Origin of the sequence: Dermacoccus sp. SAI-028 (assembly GCF_004346775.1) — a bacterium.
Taxonomy (GTDB): Bacteria; Actinomycetota; Actinomycetes; order Actinomycetales; family Dermatophilaceae; genus Dermacoccus; species Dermacoccus nishinomiyaensis.
This window is the reverse complement of the sequence record NZ_SMFS01000001.1, coordinates 1,667,841-1,688,831: the sequence shown is the minus strand read 5'-3', so window position 1 is coordinate 1,688,831 and position 20,991 is coordinate 1,667,841. Positions and strand designations below refer to the sequence as shown.

Annotated in this window: 15 protein-coding genes; 12 read left to right on the top strand and 3 right to left on the bottom strand. The window is 71.7% G+C overall.

Annotated features, from left to right (window positions below; all coding sequences use genetic code 11):
- Positions 1-46 precede the first annotated feature (46 nt).
- Entirely contained in the window at positions 47-1,408 is a 1,362-nt protein-coding gene (locus EDC82_RS07715) for a lipopolysaccharide biosynthesis protein (RefSeq protein ID WP_131941088.1), read from the bottom strand.
- Positions 1,409-1,522: 114 nt separating this feature from the next.
- On the opposite strand from EDC82_RS07715, the gene EDC82_RS07710 reads away from it, so the two are divergent.
- From EDC82_RS07710 to EDC82_RS14525, 5 genes are all read left to right on the top strand, one after another.
- Positions 1,523-5,773 carry an alpha-(1->3)-arabinofuranosyltransferase family protein gene (locus EDC82_RS07710; RefSeq protein WP_131941085.1) on the top strand — a complete coding sequence of 1,417 codons (4,251 nt, stop codon included), beginning with the start codon at positions 1,523-1,525 and terminating at the stop codon, positions 5,771-5,773.
- A gap of 2 nt (positions 5,774-5,775) precedes the next feature.
- Entirely contained in the window at positions 5,776-6,618 is an 843-nt protein-coding gene (locus EDC82_RS07705) for a glycosyltransferase family 2 protein (protein WP_062258203.1), read from the top strand.
- Entirely contained in the window at positions 6,615-7,688 is a 1,074-nt protein-coding gene (locus EDC82_RS07700; RefSeq protein WP_062258205.1) for a glycosyltransferase family 4 protein, read from the top strand. Before EDC82_RS07705 ends, EDC82_RS07700 begins: the two co-directional genes overlap by 4 nt.
- Complete coding sequence (locus EDC82_RS07695) at positions 7,672-9,627, top strand: hypothetical protein (protein ID WP_115296175.1); 1,956 nt, start codon at positions 7,672-7,674, stop codon at positions 9,625-9,627. The genes EDC82_RS07700 and EDC82_RS07695 overlap by 17 nt, the downstream gene beginning before the upstream one ends.
- An 87-nt stretch (positions 9,628-9,714) precedes the next feature.
- Positions 9,715-9,864 (top strand): hypothetical protein, encoded by a 150-nt coding sequence (locus tag EDC82_RS14525; RefSeq protein WP_156444985.1) that lies wholly within the window; start codon positions 9,715-9,717, stop codon positions 9,862-9,864.
- 113 nt (positions 9,865-9,977) lie between these two features.
- Here EDC82_RS14525 and EDC82_RS07690 read toward each other — a convergent pair whose 3' ends face one another.
- Positions 9,978-11,213 carry a glycosyltransferase family 4 protein gene (locus EDC82_RS07690; RefSeq protein WP_131941083.1) on the bottom strand — a complete coding sequence of 412 codons (1,236 nt, stop codon included), beginning with the start codon at positions 11,211-11,213 and terminating at the stop codon, positions 9,978-9,980.
- An 86-nt stretch (positions 11,214-11,299) separates the two neighbouring features.
- On the opposite strand from EDC82_RS07690, the gene EDC82_RS07685 reads away from it, so the two are divergent.
- From EDC82_RS07685 to EDC82_RS07675, 3 genes are read left to right on the top strand one after another with little or no spacing between them, the layout of a single operon-like run.
- Positions 11,300-12,142: a class I SAM-dependent methyltransferase gene (locus EDC82_RS07685; protein WP_074039408.1), complete on the top strand. Its 843-nt coding sequence runs from the start codon at positions 11,300-11,302 to the stop codon at positions 12,140-12,142.
- Positions 12,139-12,876, top strand: coding sequence for a bifunctional 2-polyprenyl-6-hydroxyphenol methylase/3-demethylubiquinol 3-O-methyltransferase UbiG (locus EDC82_RS07680; RefSeq protein WP_006943303.1), 738 nt, complete (start codon positions 12,139-12,141; stop codon positions 12,874-12,876). Before EDC82_RS07685 ends, EDC82_RS07680 begins: the two co-directional genes overlap by 4 nt.
- Positions 12,873-16,418, top strand: coding sequence for an alpha-(1->3)-arabinofuranosyltransferase family protein (locus EDC82_RS07675; protein ID WP_131941081.1), 3,546 nt, complete (start codon positions 12,873-12,875; stop codon positions 16,416-16,418). The genes EDC82_RS07680 and EDC82_RS07675 overlap by 4 nt, the downstream gene beginning before the upstream one ends.
- On the opposite strand, the gene EDC82_RS07670 is transcribed toward EDC82_RS07675, so the two are convergent.
- Complete coding sequence (locus EDC82_RS07670; protein ID WP_062258378.1) at positions 16,357-17,472, bottom strand: acyltransferase; 1,116 nt, start codon at positions 17,470-17,472, stop codon at positions 16,357-16,359. The two genes, EDC82_RS07675 and EDC82_RS07670, sit on opposite strands and share 62 nt — an antisense overlap.
- A gap of 71 nt (positions 17,473-17,543) precedes the next feature.
- On the opposite strand from EDC82_RS07670, the gene EDC82_RS07665 reads away from it, so the two are divergent.
- The 4 genes from EDC82_RS07665 (at position 17,544) to EDC82_RS07650 (ending at position 20,991) form a co-directional block, all read left to right on the top strand.
- Positions 17,544-18,653 carry a GHMP kinase gene (locus EDC82_RS07665; protein WP_006943302.1) on the top strand — a complete coding sequence of 370 codons (1,110 nt, stop codon included), beginning with the start codon at positions 17,544-17,546 and terminating at the stop codon, positions 18,651-18,653.
- Positions 18,653-19,279, top strand: coding sequence for an SIS domain-containing protein (locus tag EDC82_RS07660; RefSeq protein ID WP_115296177.1), 627 nt, complete (start codon positions 18,653-18,655; stop codon positions 19,277-19,279). Before EDC82_RS07665 ends, EDC82_RS07660 begins: the two co-directional genes overlap by 1 nt.
- Positions 19,276-19,845, top strand: coding sequence for an HAD-IIIA family hydrolase (locus tag EDC82_RS07655; RefSeq protein WP_006943304.1), 570 nt, complete (start codon positions 19,276-19,278; stop codon positions 19,843-19,845). The genes EDC82_RS07660 and EDC82_RS07655 overlap by 4 nt, the downstream gene beginning before the upstream one ends.
- Before the next feature lie 72 nt (positions 19,846-19,917).
- Positions 19,918-20,991 carry a DUF3068 domain-containing protein gene (locus EDC82_RS07650; protein WP_074039404.1) on the top strand — a complete coding sequence of 358 codons (1,074 nt, stop codon included), beginning with the start codon at positions 19,918-19,920 and terminating at the stop codon, positions 20,989-20,991.

The following is a 20,991-nucleotide window of genomic DNA, read 5'->3' as shown; positions in this document are numbered from 1 at the left end:
GTTCGAGCGGTGCGAGCCGCCCTCGAAGGTCGAACGACGTCGGGGGTCAGCTCGTGTGATCGAGCACGAGCAGGTCCTCGGCGTCCTCGATGTGCGTGACGCGTCTGCTGCGCGAGCGCCACGCGCCGGCCACGACGACGACGCCGGCGCACGCTGCGGCGAGCGTCACGACCTGCCAGACGCTGTCGTGCCACCACAGCCACCCGACGACGAGTTCGACGGCGACCATGACCCACGTCAGCATGCCGAGGCGCGTGTCGTCGCCCGCCATCTGCGAGAAGAGCCACAGCTGCGCGAGCGCCCAGACGGTGCCGAGTGCGAGGCACGCGATGACGAGGGATCCGTTGCCGTCGAACGCGTGGCCACCGACGGAGGCGACCACGGCGTCAGCGTCGAGCAGCGACCCGACGACGCAGCCGACCACGCCGAGCGCGAGGACGAAACCGGCGGCCCGCCACAACGCGCGGGCGCCGTTCGCCGCGCCTGCAGTGTCACCGGACGCGACGCCACCCGAATCAGCGCCACCCGAATCGGCGGGAGATGCGGAGGCGCTCGAGGCGGCGAGGCGCGGCACGATGAGCAGCGCGAGGAACTGCGTGCCCCAGCACATGGCGCGCGCGAACGTCGAGGCGAGGCCGTAGGCGCCGGACGTCTCGGGGGCGAGGAAGTGACGCACGAGGACGACGTCGACGTTCGTCAGCGCCGTGAACGCGGCGAGCGTCGAGTTGGAGCGCCACATCTCGCGCGCCAACCCGTCGCTGCCCGCGCCGACGCCGACGAGCGCATCACGGCTCGCCCACCAACCGAACGCGGCGGCGCACCACGCGGCGAGCGCCATGACGACGAAGACCTCCGTGACGTTCGCGCCCGCCGCCGCGCACCCGAGCGCGCCGGCGACGCGGGTCGCCGCCGTCACGACGTAGAGCGCGGCGAGGCGGGCGATGGCGCCGCTGCCGAGCAGGACGCCCTGGTAGGCGCCCGTCAGCGTCATCGGCAGGAGCATGAACGCCATCGCGATCGTCGGCGCGAGGCCGCCGAGGTGGAACAGCGCGTCGATGCCGGGGGAGGCGAGCATCGTGACGACGCTCAGCGCGACGCCGACCCGCGCGGCGAGCCCCAGCCCGCTCGAGCGCAGCGACGGGTGCGCCCAACGTCGCGCGATGACGACCTGCAGCGCGCCTGCGGGGATGACGAGGACGATGCCGAGGGTGATGAGCGCCGAGTACGCGCCGAATCCGGCCGGCCCGAGCGCGCGCGTGAGGATGAGGACGAAGACGTAGCTGAGCAGGTTGCCGAGACCCATCGCGACGGCCAGCACGACGCCGCCGCGCCCTGACGGTGCCTCCGACGTGGCCTGCGTCGAGTCGGGAGCCGGAGCCGGGCGCGCGTCGGCGGATGTGGCGTTCACCTGCACGACCCTTCTTCCGAACGCCCGTGTGACGTGGGCTACCTGCTGGTTATATTAGGTGCTTCACGGTCGACCGTCCGTGAACCCCCTCGGCCCAGGCCCGGAAGGACGCTCGTGCGACGACCCATCCTGCGCCGCGGACGCCTCGATGCCTACGCCGTGGCCTGTGCCGTCGCCGCCGTGGTGCTCGCGGCCGTCGTCTTCCTCAACGATCTCGGCCACTTCAACACCGACATCAAGCCCGAGGTGTACCTCGCGCCGTGGGAGATGGTCGGCCGGTACCTGTCGTCGTGGACGGCGTCGCCGTACCTGGGGTCGGCGAACTTCAACGTCGGGCTCGTGCCCGTCCTGCTCGTGCTGTCCGCGCTGCGCGGCATCGGGCTGTCGCCGGAGTGGACGTTCAAGGTCTTCCACCTCGCACTGTGGCTCGTCGCGGCCTGGGGTGCCGCGCGCCTGACGCGCACCGTCGCGCCGCGTTCGACACGCTGGCTCGGGCTCGCTGCAGCCGTGTTCTATCTCGCCAATCCGTACGCGATCGCCGCGGGCAACACGCTCGCCATCGCCCTGCCGATGGCGTTCCTGCCATGGCTGCTGCTGTGCTACCTGCGCGCCCTGCAGCGGCCGTCGTCCTGGGCGTGGCCGGCGCTGTTCGGGCTCGCGTTCTTCGCGATGAGCGGCATGAACGTCGCCGTCGTGCCGCTGTTCCAGCTGTTCGGCATCATCCCGATCGCCGCCGTCGCGCGCTGGCACCTGCACCGCACCTGGCGCGAGGTCGCCGCCGTCACCGCGAAGTGCGCGCTGTTCGTCATCGCCGTGTCGCTGTACTGGCTCGTGCCGGCGATGTCGGCCGTCGCCACCGGCAGCCAGATCGTCGGCACGTCAGAAACTCTCGACGGCATCCACAAGGTCTCCTCGTTCACCGAGGTGCTGCGCGGGCTCGGGCTGTGGCCACTGTACGGCCACGGCGACGCCGGACCGTGGGTGCCGCAGAACGCCGCCTACATCACGAGCCCCTGGGTCATCGCCCTGACGGCCCTGTGGCCCGCGCTGGCGCTCGTGTCGCTGCGCTGGGCCCGCACCGGGGTGCGGCGCGCCGCGGCGCTGACGGCGGCGATCGCGGCCGTCGTCATGGTCGGGCTGTTCCCGGGTGAGAACGATGCGGAGAGTCCCGCGGGTTGGCTCATCCAGGCCGTGCTGGCGTTCCCGCCGCTCGCCGCCTTCCGCACGACCAACAAGATCGGTGCGCTGCTCGCGCTGTCGTTCGCCGTCGCCCTCGCGTTCGGCGCCGTCCATCTCACGCGTCTCGTGCGCCGCCGTTCCGGTCTCGCGCCGATCGCCGCGGCGCTCGCGAGCATCGTCGTCGCCGCCTGGATGCTGCCGGCCCTGGCGAACGGGCTCTACATCTCGCGCATGGACATCCCGTCGTACTGGGACGACGCCGCCCGCGCCGCCGATGACGGCGCCCCGCACTCCTCGACGCTCGTCCTGCCGGGCCAGACGCGCCCGACGTACCGCTGGACGGTGCAGCGCCCCGACGACCTGACGAACTCCCTGCTGAAGCGCGACGCCGTCATCCCCGAGACGACACCGAACGCGAGCGCCCCCGGCGGCAACTTCCTCGCGGCCCTCGACGACACCGTCCAGTCCGGTACGGCGTCGGGCGACATGGTGTCGACGTTCGCGCGCTACCTCGGCTCCGACAACGTCCTCGTGCGCCACGACACCGTCTGGGAGAACGACGGGGGAGCGCGCCCGGCCGTCGTCCAAGCCCTCATCGGCACCGACACCGGCCTGTTCGGTTCCGGCAACTTCGGCAAGCCCGGGCAGAACGTCCTGTCGCCGGTCGCCTCGCCCGCCGGGTACGACGAGGCGAGCCTGCGCCCCGTGCAGCTGTACACCGTGCGTGACCCGCGAACGGCCGTGCGGGCGCAGAGCATGGCGAACTCCCTCGTCGTCGCGGGTGACGGCTGGTCGTTCCCCGAGATGGTGAACGCCGGGCTGCTGCGCACGTCACCGAGCGTGCAGTACGCGCAGGATCTCGACGCCGCAGCCCTGACGCGCGCGCTGCAGGCCAAGGGGCGCCTGGTCATCACCGACACGAACGCGCGACGCTCCGCCATCGCGCAGCGCCTCACCGCGGGCAACGGCGCGCTGCTCGCCGCGGGCGACCCTCTCGGCACGACGCGCACGCTCGGCGATTCGCCCGACGATCAGACGGTGCTGCTGCGCTCCGGGACGCTCGTCACCGCGACCACCTCCGGCGGCACGTTCTTCGACCTGCCGTACGCGGTGCCCGAGAACGCGTTCGACGGCAACCCCGACACGAGCTGGCGCTTCGGCGACTTCCGCCGCGCCGTCGGTCAGCGCCTCGACCTCACCCTGCCCGCGAGCCAGACGCTCGGTGACGTCACGATCGCCCAACCCGACCTCGGCCCCGTCAAGATCGACAAGGCGACGATGACGGCGGGTGGCCGCTCCGTCACGGTGCGCGTCCCCGATTCGGGCAAGGCCACCTTCCACATGGGCGGCGTGAGCGCGGACCGCGTCAGCGTCCACATCGACAGCATCCGCGGCGACGGCTTCAACCTCGTCGGCATCTCCGAACTGGGCCTGCCGGGGCCAAAGGCGACGCGTGCCGCGCGCACCCCGACGACGCTGACACGCCTCTACACAGGCCTCGACGACGCGGGCCGCTCGGCGTTCTCGTCCGCGCCCCTCGACGTCCTGCTGCGCCGCGTCGAGAACACGCCCGCGGCCGCCGACGACAGCGAGATCGCGCTGCGCCGCGTCGTCTCCCTGCCGCAGGGCCGCACCTTCAACGGGGATGCCCGCGTGCGGATCGACGGCGACGACCTGGAGAAGATCTACGACGAGGTCGCCGGGTACAGCGACGCGGTGCGTGCGACGTCGTCGGGCGTGTGGTTCGACAAACGCCAGTACCGTGCCTCGGCCGCGGCCGACGGCAAGAGCGACACGGGCTGGGTGCCCGGGGGAGCCTCGCCCAAGGGCGCCTGGTGGCAGCTGACGACGGCGCCGCGCGACATCACCAGCGTCGACCTCACGCAGAAACCGACGCTCGGCGACGCGAAGCGCACGCAGTGGGCGACGAAGGTGTCGGTGCTCGTCGACGGCAAGAAGGTCGCGAGCTCGTCGGTGAACAAGAACGGCGACACGCACATCGCGCTGCCCGACGGCACCCGCGGCTCGCGCGTGCGGGTCGTCATCGACGCCTCCGACGGCCCGGAGCTCGCGACGCCCGCCGAGTTCACCCGCATCGACACGGGCGCGTCGATGAAGACCTCCGACCTCGGCCCGTTCGACTCACCCGGCAAGAACCGCTGCCTCGACGTCGCGACGATCGACGGGCGCGCCGTGCCGATGCGCCTCGACGACGACACGATCACCCGCTCCTCGCAGGAAGGCACGCGCTGGGTCTCGTGCACGCCAGTGACGCTCGACGCCGGCGATCGCCGCATCGAGCAGGCCCCAGGGTTCGTCCTCGACTCCCTCGACCTGCGCGACAACCGCAAGCAGGCGACGAGCGTGCCCGCGGCGCCCGCGTTCCGCGTCACCGACGACACGCCGACGCACAAGACGATCCGCCTCGAATCGAGCGCGACGCCGAGCGCCGTCGTCATCGGCCAGAGCTACGACGCACGCTGGAGCGCGACGCTCAACGGCAAGGCGCTTCCCGCCCCGACGACGATCGACGGCTACAGCACCGGCTGGATCCTGCCCGCCGGCGCGCAGGGCACCGTCGAGATGCGGTTCGCGCCGCAGCGCTGGGCGAACGTGGCGCTGATCGTCACGCTGCTGACGCTCGCGGCGATCGCCGCCATCGTCATCGTCGCCGCCCGACGCGGCGGCCTGCGCGCGCCCGTGCCGCACCGCAGCGAGACGTACACGCGCAGCATGCGCCGCGCCGACGCACTCGCACGGCGCAGCGACGCTCAGTACCTGCGCCTCGACGTGGCATGCGTCGTCGCCGCGACGTTCGGCGTCGGCGCCGCGGGCCTCGTCGCCTCGCTCGTCGCGGTCGCGGCGCTGCGCCTGACGCGGGTGCGCTCGCGTCATCTCGTCGTCGCGGGGGCGCTGCTCGTGCTCGCAGGCGTCGGGGCGTTCCTCCTGCTCGACCCGAGCCTCGGGCAGGTGAGCGCCGACGCCATCGCCGCGAACATGTGGCCGCACCGCATCGCGGGCGCCGGCTTCGTCATCGCGCTCATTGGGTTGTTGCGTCAGCACGACGCGCCACGAACCGCACGCCGCAGCGGCGGCAGCCACCGCGCGGGGCCGCACACCGAGGCGGCCACGGACCCAGCCACGAAGACAGCCACGACCGACCGGGCGATCGCAGAACGAGGATGATGATGGACGAGCGAACCCCTGACGCGATGTTCGAGCGTGGTGTCAGCGTCATCGTGCCCACGCGCAACAACGAGCGCACCCTCGAAGCGACGCTGCGCTCGGTCAAGGAGCAGAGCGAGCCGGGCGTCACGCTCATCGTCGTGGACAACGCCAGCACGGACGCGACGAAGGACATCGCGCGCCGCTGGGCCGATGTGTACCTCGAGGGCGGGCCGGAACGTTCCGCGCAGCGCAACCGCGGCATCGAGGCCGCGCAGACGCCGTGGATCGTATGGCTCGACAGCGACATGATCCTGCCGCCGCGGGCGATCGAGGTCGCCCTCGACACGGCGCAGCGCACCGGCGCCGACGGCGTCGCGCTGCCCGAGCGCACGATCGGCGACGGTTTCTGGACGGCGTGCCGGGCCCTGGAGCGCGAGTGCTACCTCGACCAGCCGTGGTTGCACAACCCGCGGCTGCTGCGGCGTGACTTCATGCGCACCGACGGCGAGTTCCACCTCGCGATGTCGGGGCCGGAGGACGCGGATCTGCGGCTCAAGATGCGCCGCGCGGGTCAGCGGATCGAGCTCGCCCCCATCATCATCGACCACGACGAGGGCCGCCTCACGCTGCGCGACGTCTTCTCCAAGCGCTATTACTACGGGCGCAGCATCCCTGCGTTCGCGGCCGAGCACGACGGTGCCGTCGGGCAGCAGGGCCGGGACGTGCTGACGGCGTACTGGGCGCACCGCGACGACCTCGCGCGTCGCCCGCTGCACGCGGTCGGCATGGTCGGCATGCGCGCGATGGAGGCCGTCGGCTACGCCCTCGGCGCGGCGAGCGCACGGCGCGATCACGCGCGATGACCCGCGAGCTGCTGTGGCTGTCGCTGCCCGATCAGCGGCCGCGCCGTGAGCTGTATTGGATGTCGCGGATGCCGGGCACACACGTCACGGCGATGGCGCGCGAGGAGCCGTTCGGCGACCTCACCTGGATGCCGACGACGTACCGTCGCCCCGTGACGCGCTTCATCGAGGCCGGCGCGTTCGCGTGGGCGCAGGGGCTCGACGAACAGCTCGAGCGGACGCGCCCCGACTGGGTCGCGAGCCTCGAGCTGTGCTCGCTCGTCACCGGCCAGCTCAGCGCGCGGCGCCGACGCCGCCCGGGGCTGCGGCAGGCCGTCATCACGTGGGAGAACCTGCCGCGCCAACCGTTGTACGCGCTGCCGCCGTACCGTCAGGCGTTCGAGAGCACCCGGGACGCCGACCTCATCCTCTGCATGGTCGACGCGGCGCGCGACCACCTCGAACTCAACGGATTCGACCTGTCGCGCGTGCGCGTCGTCAAGCCGGGCGTCGACGTCGAACTGTTCCACCCCGCAGCCGAACTCGCCGACCGACCGCGGGTCGTGTTCACCTCGCCGCTCGCGGCGAACAAGGGCATCGACACCGTCCTCGACGCGATGCGCCTCGTGCGTCGGCGCGTGCCCGACGCGCAACTCGTCGTCGCAGGTAGCGGGCCGCTCGCGGGGCTCGTCGAGGAGGCCGAGCAGGCCGAACCGGGCGCCGTCGTGCGCGCCGGATCACTCGACGCGCACGGCGTCGCCGAGCTGCTGCGCTCCGCGCGCGTCTTCACGACGGCGCCGCGCCCGACGTGGAAGTGGACCGAACAGCTCGGCCTCGCCTACCTCGAGGCGCAGGCGTGCGGGTTGCCCGTCGTCACGACCGCGTGCGGCACCAATGACGAAGCCGTGCGCGCACCCAACCTGCTGACGGAGTCGGGCGCGTACGCGCTCGCCGAGGGTCTCGTGCACTTCCTCACCGACGACTCGGCCGCGCGTGCGGCGTCGGCGGCGAACCGCGCGCGGATGCTCGCCGAGCACGACATCCGCCGTCAGAGCGCGAAGATGGGCGAGGCCTTTGCCGAGTTCGAGTGACGCCGTCACGACGTCCGGCCGGGGAGCGACGCACGGGGCTGCGTGGGGCGCGACGCGCTGGGCGGGCCGTCACGCCGGGCTGCTCGCGAGCGCGGTGTGCGCCGCCGTCATCCTCGGCCCGATGCTGCTGACGCGCGGGTTCTGGCTGCACTACGACATGGTGTTCGTCCCGCATCTGCCGTTGTCGGACACGACGCTCGGTACGGCCGGGCAGGTGCCGCGCGCGGTGCCGAACGACGCGATCGTCGCGCTGCTCGACCTCGTCCTGGCCGGGGACATCACGCAGAAGATCATCCTGCTCGGGGCGTTCCTCGCCCTCGGCGCAGGCGTCGATCGATGGCGCGCGCCGGTGCTCGCGCGCGTGTGCGCGAGCGTCCTGCTCGCCTGGAACCCGTGGGTCGCCGAGCGTCTCGCGATCGGCCACTGGGGGTACCTCTGGGGCTACGCGGCGTGCGTGTGGGCGATCGTCGGGGCGCTCGAGGCGCGCCGCGCTCGCACACGTTCGTCGGACGGCGTCGCGGCCGGCCGCGCGGAGGCCGAGACTGCTCGCCGCGCTGATTCGGCGGGAGAAGTCGACGCCTGGATCGACACGGACCGCGCCAGAGAGAGCGTCGCTCACCGCGACGCCGATGCGACGCACGCCCGCCGCAGCGTCGCCGTCGCGCTCGTCATGTCGGCGGCGTCCGGTTCGACGGGGGCCGTCCTCGTGGCCTTGGCCCTCGCCGCTGTGACGTTCGCACCCGGCGCGGGACGGCTGGCATGGCGCGCCGGGTGGCGCCCGACGTTGCGGACGGTGCTCGCCTGGGTCGGCCTCAACGCCTCGTGGTGGTGGCCGTTCCTCACGGCCGCGCCGAGCGACGCCGCCGACGCGGCCGGCGTCGAGGCGTTCGCGGCCCGCAGCGACGGCGCGGGGCCCGTGTGGACGTCCCTGCTCGGCGGTGGCGGCATCTGGCACGCGCCGTCATGGTTCGCCGAACGCAGCTCAGCGCCCATCGTGCTCGCCTCCGCCCTCGTGTGCGTCGCCGGCGTCATCGCCGCCCGGCGCCTCGGTCGCGGGCCGATCACGGCGCTCGCCGTCACGGGGCTGTTCCTCGCGGGCGCGAGCACCGTGCCGGGGCTGCGTGACGTCATGACGGCGATCGTCCTGCACGTGCCCGGCGGCGGGCTGCTGCGCGACGGGCAGAAGTTCGTCGCCCTCTGGGTCGTCCCGGCGGCCCTCGGCTGGGGGCTGCTCATCGACGCCGAGGTGCGCCGCGCTCGCGGCAGCATCCTCGCGCCCGTCGCCCTCATCGGCGGCATCGTCGCCCCGCTCGTGCTCCTGCCGGGCCTCGCGTGGGCACGCGGCGGACAGTGGCGCGGCGTCGATTATCCGGCGCCGTGGACGCAGGTCGCGCGCGACCTCGACGCCGGGACCAACGGCGCGACGCTCGTCCTGCCCTGGTCGACCTACCGTCGCTACGCCTGGAACGGCGAGCGCACCGTCCTCGACCCCTGGAACCGTTTGCTCACCGGCCGCGTCATCGCCGACGACGCGCTGGCCGTGCGTCAGGGCTCTGGCGTGCGGGTCGTCGCGGGGGAGGACCCGCACGCCGCCGCCGTCGGTCGCGCTCTCGTTCACCGCTCGGCCGACGAATTGCGTGACGCGATGGCTCGGGCCGACGTCAGCCGCGTCATCGTCCAGACCGACCAGCCGGACGCCGCCGCCGTCGCGGATCTCGTCCGCCGCGCGGGGGCGACGCCGCTCGCCGCCGCGCCGCCGGTCTCGCACCTCACGACGTGGTCCGTCCCCGGTGCGACGCCTCGCCCGGCGACGCCGTGGTGGCGCGCGCTCGGCCTCGCGACGAGCATCATCACCGCCGGCGTGGTCATCGCGCGTGCGAGCCGCACCGGGCGGTTGCGCCGAAAGCGATGCACTCGCGCGCCGGAGCAGCTAAGCTGAACCAAACGCGTCGCCCAGGCGATGCTCCGTCGTGCCACCCCGTGGCGCGGCGGCTGACCACGAGCGAAGGTGAAGGCGGTCAACCCCATGGGCGCGTCCACGAACAAGACGATGTACAACATCATCGGAGCCGTTGTCGGCTTCCTGCTCGCCCTGTTCGCGATCTGGGGTCTCGTCCAGTCGCAGAACTCGAGCCAGCCGCAGCAGTACCAGTCGAAGATCAGCTACGACGGCTGAGCCTCCGGCTCCCTCATCTCAGGCGAGAGCGGGGAACGACCTCTACGGTCGTTCCCCGCTCTGGCATGCCCTGACGGGGCTCAGTGGTCGCCCGCGCCGAGTGGCGCATGACGTCAGTTCAGCTCGGCAGCGCCGCGGCGGGCATCGCGTTCGGCGACGAGCTCGCGCAGGCGTCGCACGTGCAGGGGCGTGTCGGGCGGCTGGGGTGCGCGCTCGGCGCGGCCGAGGACGTCGAGCAGCGTGTGGTGCACGTTGCGGCCGGCCGATTCCCAGCTGAACGAGCGCGCGTACGTCACAGCGTTGCGTCCATAGGCCTCACGCACGTCGTTGCGCGACAGCAGCACGCGCACGTCGTCGATCATCTCCGCCGTCGTCGAGGCGAGCGCGCCCGTCGAGCCGTGCTGGATCGACTCGCTCGGCCCTCCGGCTTGCGCGAACGCGACGGCCGGGGTGCCGTGCAGGCCGGCCTCGACGATCGTCAGGCCCCACCCCTCCTTGTAGGAAGGCATCATGACGACCCAGGACGAAGCGAGCAGCGTGTGCTTCGTCGCCTCGTCGACGAACCCGTGGAAGTGGACGGCGTCCTCGACGCCGCGTTCACGGGCATGGCGCTCGATGTTCGGCTGCCAATAACCCGAGCCGACGACATTGAGGTGCAGGCCCGGGAACTCCTCACGCAGTTCGGCGAGGGTGTCGACGGCGATCTCGACCTGCTTGTGCGGCACGAGCCGGCCGAGGACGGTGAGCGATGGCGCGGCGCTGCGGGGCACGTCGGCGTAGGATTCGAGATCGCGCGGGTGGTCGTTGCCGGAGTAGACGAGGTCGATGCGCTCGGCGTCGACGCCGAGGCTCGCGAGTTCGCTGCGGCTCGCCTTCGAGACGGTGATGTAGCGGCAGCGCCGGTACACCCACGGCGCGACGCGTGACTCGAGCAACCAGCCGAACCTTGCGAGGCGCGGGCTGAAGATGCTCGCCCACTGGTCGCGGTGGACGTGGTGGACGACGGCGACGACGGGGATGCGCGCGACGAGCGGCGACCAGAACGGCACGCCGTTCTGCACGTCGATGACGACGTCGTAGTCACGCTGGTGCCGCACGAGGTGCCACAGCCCCGCGGCGTAGCAGGTGAACCGGTTGCCGGCGCGAATCACGGTGACGTCCCCATGCATCGTGCGGCGTGCGGCGCCGGGGAAACGAGCCGTGTGGATCGTGACGTCGGCGCCAAGCTCGCTCATCACCTCGCTCGTGCGTTCGACGAACACCTCCGAGCCGCCCGCCTCGGGGTTCTCGCGGTCGCGCCACGACAGATAGAGGACGCGCAGAAGCTCGGCGTCGCGCTCGTCGTGCATCCTGTGGCTCTCCTCGCCGTTCGGCTGCCTGCTTCCGGGTCGCCCGTTAGAGTATCGGGGTCGAGGAAGGCAGGTGGCCCGTTTCCATGAGCGCGTGCGAAGTGTGCGGTGGTCCGTGCACGGATCTGCCCCTGGGAGGCTCCGTCCTCGACGCCTGCACCCGTTGCGGGCACCTGCGTCGCGACCTCGATCGCGCGCCCGCGCGCCACCGCGATCATGCCTACGGCGGTGACCCGACCCTCGACGCGGCCCGCCTGCGCCTGACCCACCGTGCCCTCGTCGCCGACGGCGCGCCCGCGTCGGTCTTCGAGATCGGGTACGGCGCCGGGGGATTGCTGCGCGCCTTCCATGACGCGGGGGCGCGCGTCGCGGGCGCCGACCCGGATCAGCTCGACCGGGACGTCGACCCCGTCGTCGTCGCGCACGGTCGCCTGCACGCCTGCGGCATCGAGGAGGTGCCGGCGGGGGAGCCGCCCGTCGACCTCGTCTACGGCATCCACGTCCTCGAGCACGTCGTCGACCCGATCGAGACGCTGCGCCGCACGCACACACTGCTGCGCCCCGGCGGTAGCGCCCACTTCTTCACCCCGGCCGGCGACTGGGCCGGCCTGCGCCTCGCGAGCGACGGCTGGTGGATGCTCGAGGACCCGACGCACGTGCGCTTCTTCACCGCCGATTCCCTCATCCGCGCCGCGTGTGAGGCAGGCTTTGACGACGTCGAGATCCGTCGCCCGCCGCTCGATTCGCTCGTCCACGACGCCGCGAGCGCCGTCCGCCGCGTAAGGCCTGCGCCGCGGCCGCAGGGGGTTCTCGCGCAGCGCTCGACGCTCGCTCTCACCGCTGCGACGCTGCCGCTGACTCTCGCTGCACGCGCGCTCGTGCCCCGGCTGCGCCCGACGCTGCACCTCGTCGCGCGGAGGCCGGAGTGACGTCTCGCCCAGGTGCCGCGACGCGACGGGGCCTCGGGCGTAGCGTCCGGTTGTTCCGTGCGTTCCTCGTCGAGCAGAGCGACCCGCACCGCTTCTACTCGGCTCTCGCCGACGACTCGATCGCGATCCTCGCCGAGCACGTCGACCTCGACGGTGCGCGCGTGCTCGACGTCGGCGCGGGCCCGTCCGAGTTCGCGGACGCCTTCCTCGCGGCCGGCGCCCACTATGTGCCGTTGGACGCCGACGCGAGCGTCCCCTCGGTGCGTGACGGCGGCGTCGTCGCGGACGCGGAGCACCTGCCGTTCGCACCACGAACCTTCGACGTCGTGTTCAGCTCGAACCTGTGGGAGCACGTGAGACGCCCCGAAGCGGTCGCCGATTCGTTGCTCGACGCGCTCGCGCCGGGGGGCGTGCTGTTCCTCGCGTACACGAACTGGTTGAGCCCGTGGGGTGGGCACGAGACGTCGCCGTGGCACTGGCTCGGCGGCGAACGGGCGGCGCGACGCTACGAGCGTCGGCACGGCCACCCGCCGAAGAACCTCGTCGACGAGAGCCTTTTCCGGGTGAGCGTCGCGCAGGGGCTCGCCTGGGCGCGCTCGGTCGAGCAGCGCGGCGGTGAGCTGATCGACGCCCGTCCCCGCTACTGGCCGGATGCCGCCCGCGCCGTCCTGCGGGTGCCGGGGCTGCGCGAGATCGTCACGTGGAACCTGCTCGTCCTCGTGCGCCGCGGATGAACGCGACGCGCGCACGGCTGCTCGCGCTGCGCGTCGCATTGGTCCTCGCGTTCGTGCCGTGGCTCGTGCAGCTGGGCGTCATCCAGCCGGACACGAAGGTCGACCTCGTCGTCTCGCCGTGGCGCTACCTCGCGCGCTCGCTCGACGCGTGGTCGACGCACTCGGGTTTCGGCGAACTGCAGAACCAGGCCTACGGCTACCTGTTCCCGATGGGCCCGTTCTTCGGCGTCCTGCATTCGCTCGGCGTGCCCGGCTGGGCGGCGCAGCGCGCGTGGTGGTCGTTCATCCTCGTCGTCGGCTTTCTCGGCGCGGCCCTCGTCGCGCGCCGCATCGCCGGGCTGAGCGCGGGGGCGGCCTGCGTCACCGGTGTCGCGTACGCGCTGAGCGCACGCGTGCTGACGCTGCTGTCGGAACTCAGCGTCGAGACGTGGCCGGGCATGCTGCTGCCGTGGCTCGTCCTCGCCGTGTGGTGGGGATGGCGCAGCAGCCGCCACATCAGGTTGCTCGCGTCCACCGGTGTGCTCGTCGCGTGCCTCGGCGGCGTCAACGCGACGGCGTCGCTCGTCGCCGTCCTCGGCGCCGGATTGTTCGCGCTCGTCGTGACGCGCGAGTGGCGCCTCGTCGACGCGTACGTGATCGGCGCCGCGCTCGGCAGCGCCTGGTGGCTCGGGCCCCTCGTCGTCCTCGGCGGGTACGCCTACCCGTTCCTCGACTTCATCGAGACCGCGCGCATCACGACGGCCGTGACGACGCTGCCCGCCATCCTGCGCGGTGCGTCCGACTGGGTCGCCTACATCGTCGACGCCGACGGTCACCCTGTCTGGCAGTCGGGGTGGGTCGTCGCGCAGGGCACCCTCAGCATCGTCGCGGGTTCGACGCTCGCCGGCATCGCGCTCGCAGGGCTCATGACGACGCGCGGTGGTGCCTCGCGGGGCGCGCAGGATGACGTCATCCGCGCCGCGCGCCGCGTCCGCGTCGCCTGCGTCATCCTGCTCGCGGGCGGCATCGTGGGCATGGCCCTGCCCTACGCCGGCACGCACAGTGGCCCGTTCTCCGGTCTGATGCGCGATCTGCTCGACGGCCCGCTCGCTGCGGCGCGCAACGTCCACAAGCTCGACCCGCTCGTCAGACTGCCCCTGGCCATCGGCGTTGGTGCGGCGTGGGATGCGCTGGCGCGCAGCGCACCTCGTGCCAAGCGTCCTCGTTCCGCGCGGAGCGCGTGGGCGGCGCAGGTCGGCATCGCCGTCGTCCTCGTCGGCACGCTGGCACCGTTGCTCGTCGGGCGTCTCGGTGACGCGAACGGTGTGCGCGCGTGGCCCGCCTCGCTCGTCGCCACCGCCCGAGACGTGGACGACGCGGCAGCCCGCGACGGCGGATCAAGTCTCGTCCTGCCGTCGACGCGCTCGGCCCAGGCGGACTGGGGGAACGCCACCGACGAACCGCTCACCGCGTTCGCCGCGTCGTCCATCGTCGTGCGCGCCTCGGCTCCGCTCTACCACCCGGGTGCGCAGCGGCTCGTCGATGCCGTCGACACGGCCCTCGCGCCGGGTTCGGCGAGTGATCGGGGACGGGCGAGCGAGGCCGTGCAGGCGGCGGCACGGGCGGGGGTGCACCGCATCGTCGTGCGCTGGGGGAGTTCGACGTCGCAGCAGACGTCACCGCCGCAGGCGTACGTCGCAGCCCTGACACACGCCGACGGAGTGAGCGCCCATCGCGTCCACGGCAGCGGCGCCACGCGCTACGACGTCTTCGACCTGGCCCCCACACCGTCGACTACGGGCGCTGCGGTCTCCGTCCTCGGCGGTCCGGAGTCGACGCTGACGCTCGCCGGCGTCGGCGTCAGCGCGAGGCGCCCGTTCGTCACGGGCCGTGCCGACGGGTGGATCACCGACGACGTGCGACGCCGCGCGTACAACAACGGCCAGGTCGTCGGACGGGCCTTCGGGCCTGCCCTCACCGCCGATGACCCCGCGCCCACGCGCGTCGGCGCGCACGACCTCGACTTCCCCGGCCGTGACGCAGGAAGCAGCGTCCGCCGCGTCACCGGCGCCTCGCGCATCGAGGCGACATCGTCGACCGCCGACCCGTTCGCCTCGCTCTACCTCGGCCCGGGCACGTCTGCGGACGCGGCGTTCGACGGCTCCGACGCCACGCGCTGGCTGACGCGCGCCGACCAGCCCGGCACCCTGAGCGTGACGTGGGACGGCGGCGCCCCCGCTCAGACGATGACGCTCGTCCCTGCGGCCACGGGCGACGCGCGGGTGGCAAGCGTCGACGTGCGCATCGACGGGCGATCGGTGAAGCCGCAGCAGGGCGCCGATAGCACCTGGAGAATCGACGTGCCGGCCGGGACGCGCGCGGTCGCGGTCACCCCGCGCGCGGCGCCGGGGACGGGCACGAAGAATGCAGCCGTCGGGCTGGTCGAGGTGCGCTCCACCCGCCCCGTCGTCAGCGTCGTACACCTGCCGGGCACCGTCGATGGCACCCGAAACGGCGTCGTCGTGACGCGCACGCACCCCTGGTTCGACGGTCACGCGCTGGCGTCGGAGGATGACGGTGCGTGGACGCGAGCATTCACGGTCTCGCGTGCTGCGACCATGATCGTCACGCTGACGTTCAAGGCTGGCGTGGCGCCCGGATCGGTGCGAGAGCCCCTCATGATGCGGTCCGGATCCGGCGCCTGGCAGCCTGCCGGAACACCTGGTGGAGGGGCCGATACTGCAGGGAGAACGAGGTTGATGGCCCTGCCTGCCGGCGAGGCCAACCTGAAGGTTTCACCTGAGGTCGAACGTGTGACACTTGTTCCGGCCGCCGCGGCGGCCAGGGACCAGCTCGGACTCAGTGCGGATTCGAGCACGGACACGCCGGCCAACCCGACGCTCGCCTCGACGCAGGGCGCCAACGCCGGTTGGGCTCTCGACCCGGCATCGCCCACCCCCGCATCTGGCATGACCGCCGGTAGCACGCGCCTCGTGACCCTCGACGGATGGCGTCAGGGCGCCGAGCACGCCGCCCACGGACAACACTTTGTCTTCGCACCGCAGCACCTCCACCGCCTCAGCCTCGTCGTCGGTGCGGCCTGCGCACTCGCGTGCCTCGTGCTGCTCATTGCCACGACGTGGTGTGCCGCGGCGTCATCGCGACGCGCTGCGCCGATACGCCGCCAGGCAGCCTCCGACGACTTCGCGCTGCAGACACCGCGGGCACTCGTAGCGCACGCAGAATCTGCCGTGCCGGCCTCGCGCCCCCGCGCCGCCCTCGCGCTTGCCGTCCTCACCGCCATCGCGGCGGCACTCCTGGGATGGGTGGCGATACCCGTCGTCCTCGTCGCTTGCTTCGTGCCGCGGCGTCGACGGCGGGTGCTCGTCATCGCGCTCATGGTCGCGGTCGGCCCGATCATGGCGGCGCTCGGCGTCGTCGATCGCGGATCGCTCGGCGCGGTCTCCGGCCAGGTGCTGACGGCGCTCGCGCTCGTCGTGTTCAGCCTCGAGGTAAGCAGTGTGCCCAGCGGATGGCGGGTGCTTCGACGACGCGCCAACTGAGTCGCGCCAGTGCGAGTGACACGACGAGCGTCACGATGAGTACGAGAGCGAACGGCGCGTGGAACAGCCTCAGGTGCAGGGTCGTGAACAGCACCTGCAGCACGAGAACATGCCACAGGAACAGGCCGTAGCTGACGTCGCCCGCGCCGCTCAGCAGGGCCTGCGCCTCGGCGCGCGTCGGCCACGTCTCGTCTTCCGACGCTCGGACGGCCGCGCCGAGCAGCAACGCCGCGATGAGCGCGTACGCGAGTTCCTTGACGAGCGCCTGCCCGTGCGTCGGTGTCTCGAGGTGGATCGGCCCGCCGAGCGGTGTGGCCACCGCGACGTACGTGACGCCCGCCCATCCCAGCAGTGCTGACGGCGACGCTTCACGCACCGCGAGCCCCATGCGCGCCCGGCGGCCTGACCCGCCGGTCGTCGGGTCGGCCGTGAACACCCACCCCGCCGCCACACCGACGGCGAACCACGCGGCGTGTCCGATGACGCTCGTGCTGACGGCCCCGAGGTTCGCCCGTCCGCTCGAGGCGGCGAGTGTCTGCACGACGAGACCGGCGACGGCGACGAACATCAGGACCGGCAGCGGAGAGCGACCATCACGGCGACAGCCGCGCAACCACCGGCAGATCAGCGGCACGAGGGCGTAGAACGTCACCTCCGTCGTGATGCTCCAGGCCTGCGTGAATCCACGGAACGACTCGCCCGCGTATCCCTGCAGCAGCGTCAGGTGTGACAGCACCGAGCGCACGTCGACCGCACCCGGTTCGACCGCCAGCGTGACGACGACGACCGCCGCGAGCGCGACGAGATAGGCCGGCAGGATGCGTGCGGCGCGCTTGCGCCAGTAGTGCCTCGTCGGGGCCGCCCCCGCGCTCGCACCACGCGTCAGCAGGTAGGCCGATATGGCGAAGAAGACGGCGACGCCGACGTCACCGCGGGCGAGCAGACGCCCGACGCCGTCGATGCTCGAACCGCCGCTCCAGTAGGCGACGTGGGAGACGAGGACGAGCCCGGCAGCGACGCCTCGCAGCGGATCGATCCATGGAATGCGCTGCATGTGCCGTCCCTCACATCTACCATCGGGTAGCGTGCGTCCGGCACGCATCATCGAATGGAGGCTAGCCGCCCATGAACGACGAGGCGCGATCCACCCCCGAATCTTCTCCCGGGCCTTCGCCCGAGGGTCGGGCGTACGTCGACTACCGACGTCCGGTGCTGCGTGCGCGGGCGCCGCTGCGCGTCAGTTTCGCCGGGGGTGGCACGGACGTCGCGCCTTTCCCCGAACGCGAGGGCGGCTGCGTCCTGTCAGGCACCCTCAGCCAGTTCGCGTACTCGACGCTGCGTCCGCGCACAGACGGCCGCATCACAGTGCAGTCGCTCGACTTCGGTTACTCGATCGGTTTCGGCGTCGACGACCCGGTCGAGTACAACGGTGAGCTCGATCTGCCGAAGGCCGCGATAGCTCGCATCCGCGAGGTGCCGGGTGCGCTACCCGTCAGCGGGTTCGACCTGTTCCTCCACACCGCGGCGCCCCCCGGTTCGGGGCTGGGCAGTTCGAGCGCCGTCATGGTCTCCGTCATCGGCCTCGTCGCGCAGCACTGCGGCCTCGACCTCACGCAGTACGAGATCGCCGAACTCGCCTATCGCCTCGAACGCGAGGATCTCGGCATTCCCGGCGGTTCGCAGGATCAGTACGCCGCAGCGTTCGGCGGGTTCAACTTCATCGAGTTCACCGCCGACCAGGTCGTCGTCAACCCGCTGCGCGTGCGCAGCGCCACCGTCCACGAGCTCGAGCACAACATGTTGTTGGCGTTCACCGGACGGACGCGGGTGAGCGACCACATCATCGAGGATCAACGCAGCCGCTACGAGACGGGCAACGCCGAGGCCCTCGAGGGGTTGCGGGCGCAGAAGGAACTCGCCGAGCGGATGAAGATCGCGCTCGTGCGCGGCGAGGTCGACACGATCGGCCGGCTGCTCGGGGAGGCGTGGCGCGAGAAGCAGAAGATGTCGTCGCGCATCACGACGCCGCTCATCGACGAGGCGATGCGCCGCGCCCTCGACCACGGCGCGCTCGGCGGCAAGGTGACGGGTGCCGGCGGCGGCGGCCACATGGTGTTCATCTGCGAGTTCGAGCGCCGTCACATCGTCGCCCAGCAGCTCATCGACCTCGGCCTCACGGTGAGCGAGCCGATCTTCAGCCATGACGGCGTCACGACGTGGAGGGGGCAGAGCTGATGGAGCACCCCATCCACACCCTGGCCGACGGCGCGGCCTCGCCCGCGCTCACCTCACGTCTCGACGCCGGTATCGCCGCGTGGGTGCAGCTCGTCGACGCCGTGCGCGAGGCGGCGCTGCACGCGCAGGTCGTCGCCGCGGGGGAGGCGGTGACGAACGCGCTCACCGGCGGACACAAGATCCTCGTCGCCGGCAACGGCGGCTCCGCGGCGATCGCCTCGCACGTCGCCGCGGAGTTCCTCGGCAAGTGCGTCCACGACCGTGCGCCGCTGCCGGCGATCAACCTCGCCGAGAGCTTGTCGTCGGTCACGGCCATCGGCAACGACTACGGCTACGAGCAGGTGTTCGTCCGCGGCGTGCGCGGCCTCGGGCGCGCGGGCGACGTCTACGTCGCGATGTCGACGAGCGGACGCAGCCCCAACATCGTCGCGTCCCTGGCCGCAGCGCGCGAGCTCGGGATCACGACGATCGCGATGACGGGCGCCGGGGGAGAGCACCTGCGCGACGACGTCGACCACCTCCTCGTCGTGCCCTCGCACGAGACGCCGCGCATCCAGGAGGTCCACATGCTGTGGGCGCACGCGTGGTGCGAGGCCGTCGACGATCTCAGCCAGCCCGGCGCGTGAGCCCCGATCCGAGCGGACGCACCCACACGCGCCTGCCGCGTCCCGGGGCCGGCGCCCCGTACGACGTCGTCCTGCTCGATCGTGACGGCACACTCAACGCCCTCGCCCCCGGGTATCGCACGCCCGACGACTTCGCGCTCCTGCCGGGGGCCGTCGACGCGGTGGCGCGCCTGAGTGCTGCGGGCTGCGCGATCGTCGTCGTCACCAACCAGCAGGGCCTCGCGACGGGACGGCTGACGTGGGCGCAGCTGAGCGCCGTCAACGCCCGGCTGATCGCCGAGGTCGAGGCCGCCGGCGGCCGCATCGACGACGTCCGCCTCTGCCCGCACGCGGCCGACACCTGCGTGTGCCGCAAGCCGGCGCCCGGCCTGCTGTGCGCGCTGTTCGACGAGAATCCGCACGTGTCGCGCGAGCGCAGCGTCATGGTCGGTGACGCCGAGACGGATGCCGCAGCCGCCACAGCCGCGCGGGTGGCGTTCATGCGATGCGAGCCGACGATCGGGCTCGCCGGCGTGGTCGATTCGCTCGTCGATGACGAAACGGGCACAATTCCATCTCGTTGGTGAAACCGGTCACATTGCCCCTGCTGCAGGTGTTACCGTCGCGTAAGTTCCAGTCCCTGCCTAGGAGGCTCTCCCGTGCGCAAAGCCGCAGTCATGATCGGATTCGGTGCGTTCTTCCTGACGTTGGCGCTCCTGATGCGGTTCTACGCGTACCCGAAGCTGGCCGTGATCCCGAGTGATCAGAATACCCAGCAGACGGTCACCGACGATCACGCCAGCTACTTCGACGCCGACACGGTCAAGCCGGGGTCGGGCAAGATCATCACGAAGGCGACCGTCGTCGCCAACAAGGAGATGACGAAGAAGGCCTCCAAGGAGCTCGGCCGCGACGTCATCGTCATCGACCAGTGGCAGACGACGGACAACGTCAACGACAAGGGCCAGACGGCGTCGCCGCCGATGGATGCCTCGACGCAGCAGTACGCCGTCGACAAGTCCTCGGGTGAGGCCGTCAAGTGGAGCGGCAACATGCTCGACGGCAAGCCCACCAACTACGAGGGCCAGACGATCAAGTTCCCGTTCCAGGTCGACAAGAACAAGACCTACCGCTACTGGGACTCGACGCTCGGCAAGGCCTTCCCGATGAAGTACGCGGGTTCTGAGGACATCAAGGGTCTGAAGACGTACAAGTTCACGCAGACGATCCCGAAGACGAAGTTCACGACGATGGACGTCCCGGGTGAGGTCTTCGGTCTGCCCAAGGGTTCGAAGCTCGCCGACCGGTACTACACGAACGACCGCACGGTGTGGGTCGAGCCGGAGACGGGCGTCATGATGAAGCTGCAGGAGAAGCAGCACCAGACGCTCGAGGTGCCGAACGCGAAGCCCGTCGACGCGATGCTCACCACCTCGACGATGACCGACGAGACGATCAAGAAGAACGTCGACGACTACAAGACGAAGTCGAGCCAGCTCAAGATCCTGCGCCTGTGGGCTCCGCTGCTGCTCGGTCTGCTCGGTCTGTTCGCGCTGCTGCTCGGCCTGTTCGTCTCGCTGCGTGCCGGCCGTGAGCGTCGCGCCGCCCGCCATGAGCGCCGTGACGAGCGCGAGGTCGACGAGGTGCGCCACGACGACGACTCCACGCTCGTGTTCGGTGACCACCCGCACTCGCGTGGCGCGCACTCCGCCGATGAGCGGGGTCAGTACTGA

Excerpts from the sequence above, each read along its gene's own strand:
- EDC82_RS07705 (WP_062258203.1), top strand. The coding sequence starts at position 5,776 with ATGGACGAGCGAACCCCTGACGCGATGTTCGAGCGTGGTGTCAGCGTC.
- EDC82_RS07700 (WP_062258205.1), top strand. The coding sequence starts at position 6,615 with ATGACCCGCGAGCTGCTGTGGCTGTCGCTGCCCGATCAGCGGCCGCGC.
- EDC82_RS14525 (WP_156444985.1), top strand. The coding sequence starts at position 9,715 with ATGGGCGCGTCCACGAACAAGACGATGTACAACATCATCGGAGCCGTT.
- EDC82_RS07690 (WP_131941083.1), bottom strand. The coding sequence starts at position 11,213 with ATGCACGACGAGCGCGACGCCGAGCTTCTGCGCGTCCTCTATCTGTCG.
- EDC82_RS07685 (WP_074039408.1), top strand. The coding sequence starts at position 11,300 with ATGAGCGCGTGCGAAGTGTGCGGTGGTCCGTGCACGGATCTGCCCCTG.
- EDC82_RS07675 (WP_131941081.1), top strand. The coding sequence starts at position 12,873 with ATGAACGCGACGCGCGCACGGCTGCTCGCGCTGCGCGTCGCATTGGTC.
- EDC82_RS07670 (WP_062258378.1), bottom strand. The coding sequence starts at position 17,472 with ATGCAGCGCATTCCATGGATCGATCCGCTGCGAGGCGTCGCTGCCGGG.
- EDC82_RS07665 (WP_006943302.1), top strand. The coding sequence starts at position 17,544 with ATGAACGACGAGGCGCGATCCACCCCCGAATCTTCTCCCGGGCCTTCG.
- EDC82_RS07660 (WP_115296177.1), top strand. The coding sequence starts at position 18,653 with ATGGAGCACCCCATCCACACCCTGGCCGACGGCGCGGCCTCGCCCGCG.